6 protein-coding genes are annotated in these 5614 nt (G+C 51.9%); 1 reads left to right on the top strand and 5 read right to left on the bottom strand.

The window, feature by feature from the left end:
* The 4 genes from WBL42_RS09405 to hcp form a co-directional block, all read right to left on the bottom strand.
* On the bottom strand, positions 1-1152 hold a 1152-nt coding region (locus tag WBL42_RS09405; protein ID WP_424721014.1), incomplete at its 3' end, for a PAS domain S-box protein.
* A 183-nt stretch (positions 1153-1335) separates the two neighbouring features.
* Complete coding sequence (locus tag WBL42_RS09400) at positions 1336-1704, bottom strand: hypothetical protein (RefSeq protein ID WP_424721013.1); 369 nt, start codon at positions 1702-1704, stop codon at positions 1336-1338.
* Positions 1705-1866: 162 nt separating this feature from the next.
* The gene (locus tag WBL42_RS09395) at positions 1867-2751 is read right to left on the bottom strand and encodes a hypothetical protein (protein ID WP_424721012.1); all 885 of its coding nucleotides are present in this window, start codon (positions 2749-2751) and stop codon (positions 1867-1869) included.
* Between the two features lie 225 nt (positions 2752-2976).
* Positions 2977-4596, bottom strand: coding sequence for a hydroxylamine reductase (hcp, locus tag WBL42_RS09390; RefSeq protein ID WP_424721011.1), 1620 nt, complete (start codon positions 4594-4596; stop codon positions 2977-2979).
* Between the two features lie 84 nt (positions 4597-4680).
* On the opposite strand from hcp, the gene WBL42_RS09385 reads away from it, so the two are divergent.
* Complete coding sequence (locus WBL42_RS09385) at positions 4681-5040, top strand: winged helix-turn-helix transcriptional regulator (protein ID WP_424721010.1); 360 nt, start codon at positions 4681-4683, stop codon at positions 5038-5040.
* Positions 5041-5287: 247 nt separating this feature from the next.
* Here WBL42_RS09385 and WBL42_RS09380 read toward each other — a convergent pair.
* Positions 5288-5614 (bottom strand): hypothetical protein (locus WBL42_RS09380; RefSeq protein ID WP_424721009.1); only part of this gene is annotated, 327 nt, incomplete at its 5' end.

Here is a 5614-nt window from a genome sequence, read left to right as displayed (position 1 = left end):
GAGTGCTTCCGGTGATTCGTAATACCTCAAACTGATCTCTGTTGCAGTTTTCCCGTGTATTACAACATTCTCCAGAAGCGTAAAAAAGACATTTTCAAGGAGCGGATCGGCGTAGATCTCAAGTCCTCCGACATCGAGTCTCCGGGATACCTTCGAAAGATCAAGATGCGATATCGCAAACAAAAAAGAGTGCTGGACGTTCTGCCATGCAGCGGGCTTTAATCCCAGGCTCTGGTATAATCTTGCAAATTTCAGTGAATCCGTAATTGTCTGGACGATCCTGGTCTGCATATCCAGGTACTGCGGGTGTTTTTCATTGTCCGTAATTTTCGGGATTATTTTTTCCAGTTCGAAATACGCGGAGAGGGAAAAAACTGCGTTCTGGATATCAGTAAGGGTAGTAACATTGAGGATGTTCAGTTTCCTCTTCGCGCGGTTCAGGGCCTCATCTGCCCGTTTCCGGTCGGTGATATCCCGGTGGAATGTGATAAGATGCCCGTCACGAGTCCCGGTGAAGACCGCACTGACCTCAATATCAATGATCCTGCCATCTTTACGCAGGTACCGGGTCTCAAACCGGTCTTCGCCTTTCCTGACGATCTCTTCCATATGGCGGGCGATATCTTCCGGGGTTTTATTGACTTCTATTGAACAAAACGAGAGGGTAAGCGTCTCCTCGCGGTTATACCCGAGTATTTTACAGAACGCGTCATTCATATCGATGAATGAACCGATCGTGTCAACGATACAGAACCCGTCCATGGCAGTCCGCAGGATAGTGCGGTACTCAGCCTCGCTTTCAGAAAGTGCACGCTGGCTTTTCTCCATTTCAACGAACTGGTGCCGCAGTTGTTCATCCTGTACCATCAGTTGTTCAAATGCTGCCTGAAGTTCTTTTTCAGTAGCAATTCTTGTTTCAAGTTCCTTTGAGGCGCTCTGGTGTGCGTCATGGAGTGACTGGAAGGTAAAATACGCTATGATAATTGCAAGGCAGCTCGTGAACAGGATGGTGATAATATGCGATCCCCATACGGAGATATCCGGAATCAGGGTTTGTTTTACCAGCTCAAAAATTATCATTATGGCGAGAGTGCCAAGAAATACCAGGAGCAGGGATGTCTTGAGATCAACTGAAAATTTTTCCCGAACCATTATCTCTCCGGTGTTCCAGATGGTCAGATCAACGCATCTTTTGTGGTTCTGGTAACCACGGGTTCAATCTACGATCTGCGATCAGGTCCGGGAATCATCTTAAAATTTCTCCAGATACTTATGGCACGAAACATTATGAAATATTGTTATGGTATAATACCCGGCTACCCGTCTTCCTGATGCCTAACAGGATACATGGATTACAGCGGCAAACGATCGTGATTCATCCTCAATAAGGGTGAGGATCTCCGGTGTCGGCCGGATAAACGTCTCGAAATGCCGGAGTATGCCATGGGATTCGGTTGTGATAGGCAGGTCCCCGTACTGCCCTGTCCCGATGTAGATGACCGGCGGACACTCATCGTCGAGAAATGACAGTTCATGATCGGCGAGCGGCGTGTGGCCGTAGCTGTTTTTGAGTTTTTTGGATTTTTTCTTGGACCGTTTCGAGACGCTCCTGTCGGTATGGATGATTACGTCATGATCATAACGCACATGGTCGATCTCGATCCAGCCATACCGTGATTTCATATCATCCTCACTCCCCATCATTATTCTTTCCTTATCGTCCGATCACATCATTATTTTCGCCATACCTCTCAATAGGCAACTATATTCCGTTTGTGATGACCGATAAAAAAGAGGAAACAGAGAAAACCTTCCGGTCCCCGGGGTTACCGTGCTTTTTCCGTGAAAGAAAACCTCGTGTGCATTTTATGAACAGGGAACAAATTTCCCTCCCTCCATCCGGATTCCCCCGACAATCCGGTGCTCATAATCTCCTGCACATGCATCCGTGATCGCGATGACATCCACGTACCCGGAAAGCGGCCCGGCCCTGACCTTCGGGGCGAGGATCTCCTGCACCTGGTAGATTCCCGCGGAATTGGACATTGATATACGGAGTTCGATTGGCTTGTCATTTCCCTTCCGGATCTCCACGCGGTCGATCGCAAGGGCCGAGACCGAATGAATGGTGATGCTCCCGCGTTCGAAGGCTGCCCGCCCGCGCCCTTTTGTCATATCCGTCGAATCCCCGATACAGACAAGTGCCGCCTCGATCGTGAGCGGTTTTGGTTCCCCATGGTGGGAGTACATAGCGGAGAGGATGAACGATTTTACTGTTGTCCTCCTGACCACATCCGGGTAGACTCGCGGGAGCAACCGGTCGAGCACCGGGACTGCAAGAACTAAACTCAGGTCGGCGTGATCGATCCGGTGGACCATGTTGCCGAAATCATGGCAGAGCGTGGCGACAAGGACCACGAGGGCTGCATCATCACCGTCTCCAAGTCCCCCGGCAACGATATCCGGTTGCACCCCCGAACCCTCAAGAAGGTCCAGCATGGTAAGTGCCGACGCAGTGGCGACCTTCGCATGTGTCTCCCCGTGATCGTTCATCCCGAGTTTTGTAGTGGCCACAAAATCGGCCATCTGCCAGAGGGTCTTCACCTCAGCATCGTTGACGAGGAGTTCCCACATGGCAGAAGCCCTGCGCTTACCGGCAAGACAGCGCCCTATCGTGGCGATGGACTGCTCTTCGAGATCGCGCCCCCCAGTCCCCCCGGTTGTATATGCGATACCTGTTCGCCGTCCCATGATGCATAAGGTGTGGCGGGGAAAGAATATCTGTCTCGCGGTCTTGCCAAAAGTGTATAATAATTTCCCGGGGTTGCACTATCCGGCAACCGGTGCATCGCACGAGGACTTTTTTAGTCTTTCATGCGATAATTGTGCCGGGTATCCGGGCGGGAATTCTGCCTCAAACGTGTCCTCCCCTACGCGGCGGGGGGATATTTTCCGAGTCAGAGCGTTCTTTTTTGTTCAGATGCCGGGAACGAGCCGGGGGAGGTCTGCTTCCACGGTGCTGTTCTTCTTAATCCCGAAGTTGTTTACGAGGACGTCCAGGACGCCAGGCGAGACAAATGCCGGGAGTTTTGGCCCGAGCGTGATATCCTTCACGCCGAGGTTCAGCAGGGCGAGGAGGACGAGGGCTGCCTTCTGCTCGTACCAGGCAATGTTGTAGGAGACCGGCAGCTCGTTGATGCCAACCCTGAACGCACCGGCAAGGGCCTGCGCGATCACGACGAGCGAGTAGCAGTCATTGCACTGGCCGGCATCGATGACCCGCGGGATCCCGCCGATGGTCCCGAGGTCGAGGCCGTTATACCGGTACTTTGCGCAGCCGGCAGTCAGGATCACCGTGTCCTTTGGCAGGGCCTTTGCAAACTCCGTGTAATAGTCCCGTTCTGCGTGGCGTCCGTCGCAGCCTGCCATGACCACGAAGCGTTTGATGTCACCGTTCTTCACCGCATCGATCACGGTGCCGGCGATCGCAAGGACCGCACCGTGGGCACAGCCTGTGATGAGGTCCCGGCCGGGTGCGTGGAGGTCCTGCGGCGGCTGGGTGGTTTTTGCATGGGCAATTATTGATGAGAAGTCCTTATTCCCGGTTTTATCTGCGGTGATGTGCTTCACGCCGGGGAACCCGGCCGGTCCCGTGGTGTAGATCCGGTCCTTGTAACTGTCCTTTGGCGGAACGATGCAGTTCGTGGTGACGAGGATAGGGCCGTTGAACTTCTCGAACTCCTCCTTCTGGTGCCACCAGGAAGAACCGTAATTGGCAACGAGGTTTTTGTATTTCTTGAACGCCGGGTAGGCATTGGCCGGCAGCATCTCGCCGTGGGTGTAGATGTCGACGCCGCTGTCCTTCGACTGTTCGAGGAGCTGCTGGAGATCCTTCAGATCGTGGCCGGTGATCAGGATGCCCGGGCGCGGCAGCGTGGTGGTTTTGACGGACGTGATCTCCGGGCTGCCGTAACTCTTCGTGTTCGCGGTGTCGAGCAGGGCGAGCGTGGTCACGCCGACTCCACCACATTCGAGCACGAGCGCGGTCATCTCATCGGCCGGGAGATCGTGGAGGGTGGAGGCGAGCCCCTTCTGCATGAAGTCCGTGACCTTCGTATCGGTGTACCCGAGCACGGCCGCGTGGTGGTAGTACGCTGCAACGCCTTTCAGGCCGAAGAGGAGCAGGGCCCGGAGCGAGGAGACGTCATCGTTCTTGTTCGCCGCTTCTGCGATCTGCGCTGCCTTTGCCGCGACGTCGGCGTCGTTCTTCGGTGTCCAGGTGCAGGCTTCGGGCTCGTTCGCGCCGCTCTTCGGGAGTGCGTCCCGGATTGCGATGGCCTGTGCGATCAGCTCGCGGAACCGCTGGTCGTCGAAGTTCACGTTGGTCAGGGTGGCAAAGAGGGATTCGGCCATGAACATGCCGGCCTCCCGGTTGTCTTTGCCAGACTTTGCTGCGGCGATGTTGCGCTCGGCGATTCCCTTGTTCAGGTAGATCAGGACATCCATGAGTCCTGCGGTCGCTGCCTCTTTCCCGCAGACACCTTTGACGGTGCAGCCGGTTCCTTTCGCGGTCTCTTCGCACTGGTAACAGAACATTGTCAGACTCCTTTCGTATGTTTTTACTACAAAGTATCTTTAGGATACCAAGATTAAATAGAAAAGAGTTTCAGAAACCATACCATGGACGAAGCGTGTACGGTCAACATGACCGTGAAGTACCTGACAAAGAAGTGGACTTTGTTAATTATTCTTGAATTGTACAAGGGTCCTCAGCATACGCGCCGGTTTTCAGAGCTGAAGGATTCGCTGGGGGATATCACGCAGAAGATTTTGTCGGAGCGTCTTAGGGAGCTTGAGGCGGAGGGGATTGTTACCAAGAAGGTGGATGCGTCTTCGTTTCCGGTGCGGAGTGAGTACACTTTAACTAAAAGCGGGCTTGAGCTGGTGGATGTGATCCGTGGTATCAAGATGTGGGCGCTGAAGTGGAAGATTGATAATATTCCGTGCGGGGGGCAGGATTGCAGCGTGTGTGTTTTATAGAGTGACGCTCTTTGGGGGCTTTCGCCCCCAGCCGCGTGGGCAGGCCCCCCGGGGGTGCGATGCTGAGGGAATTACCAGAGACTGCCGGATCTTTAGAGAGTCACATTGTGGGTGCCGGCTATATAGATGAGCTTTATCGTATAATTTTTAATGAAATTTTATGAGACATAATGAGAATGGGGTGAGGTGAAACTGATTATTTGTTTCACCATCAGAAGAAATATTATCAAATGAAAATTGGAAAAAATTATTTTTGCAATAATTTGTAAATTGCTACAATAAGCGCGAAGATAGAAATTACTAATGGAATAATCTTAATATACCATTTTTCATTTTTTAACGTATCTATTTCTCTCTCTAGGCTTTTTATTTCTCTTCTCAAATCAAAAATTACACCGGGACTCGACTTTTCTTTAATATAATCCCATAATACTGTTTTATTTTGATAGTGCCCCGAATAGGGAATCGTCGGTTCTATTAGTTTAATAAATTCTATGGAGGCAAATTTATCTCCTCGTCTTAAAGAGATATCTTTGTTCGATGAATTAAATAATATACATAACAACGCACCAGA

It is taken from the genome of Methanoregula sp. (assembly GCF_049686655.1).
Lineage (GTDB): Archaea > Halobacteriota > Methanomicrobia > Methanomicrobiales > Methanospirillaceae > Methanoregula.
The sequence above is the reverse complement of the archived record's forward strand: the minus strand, read 5'-3'. Positions and strand labels throughout refer to the sequence as shown.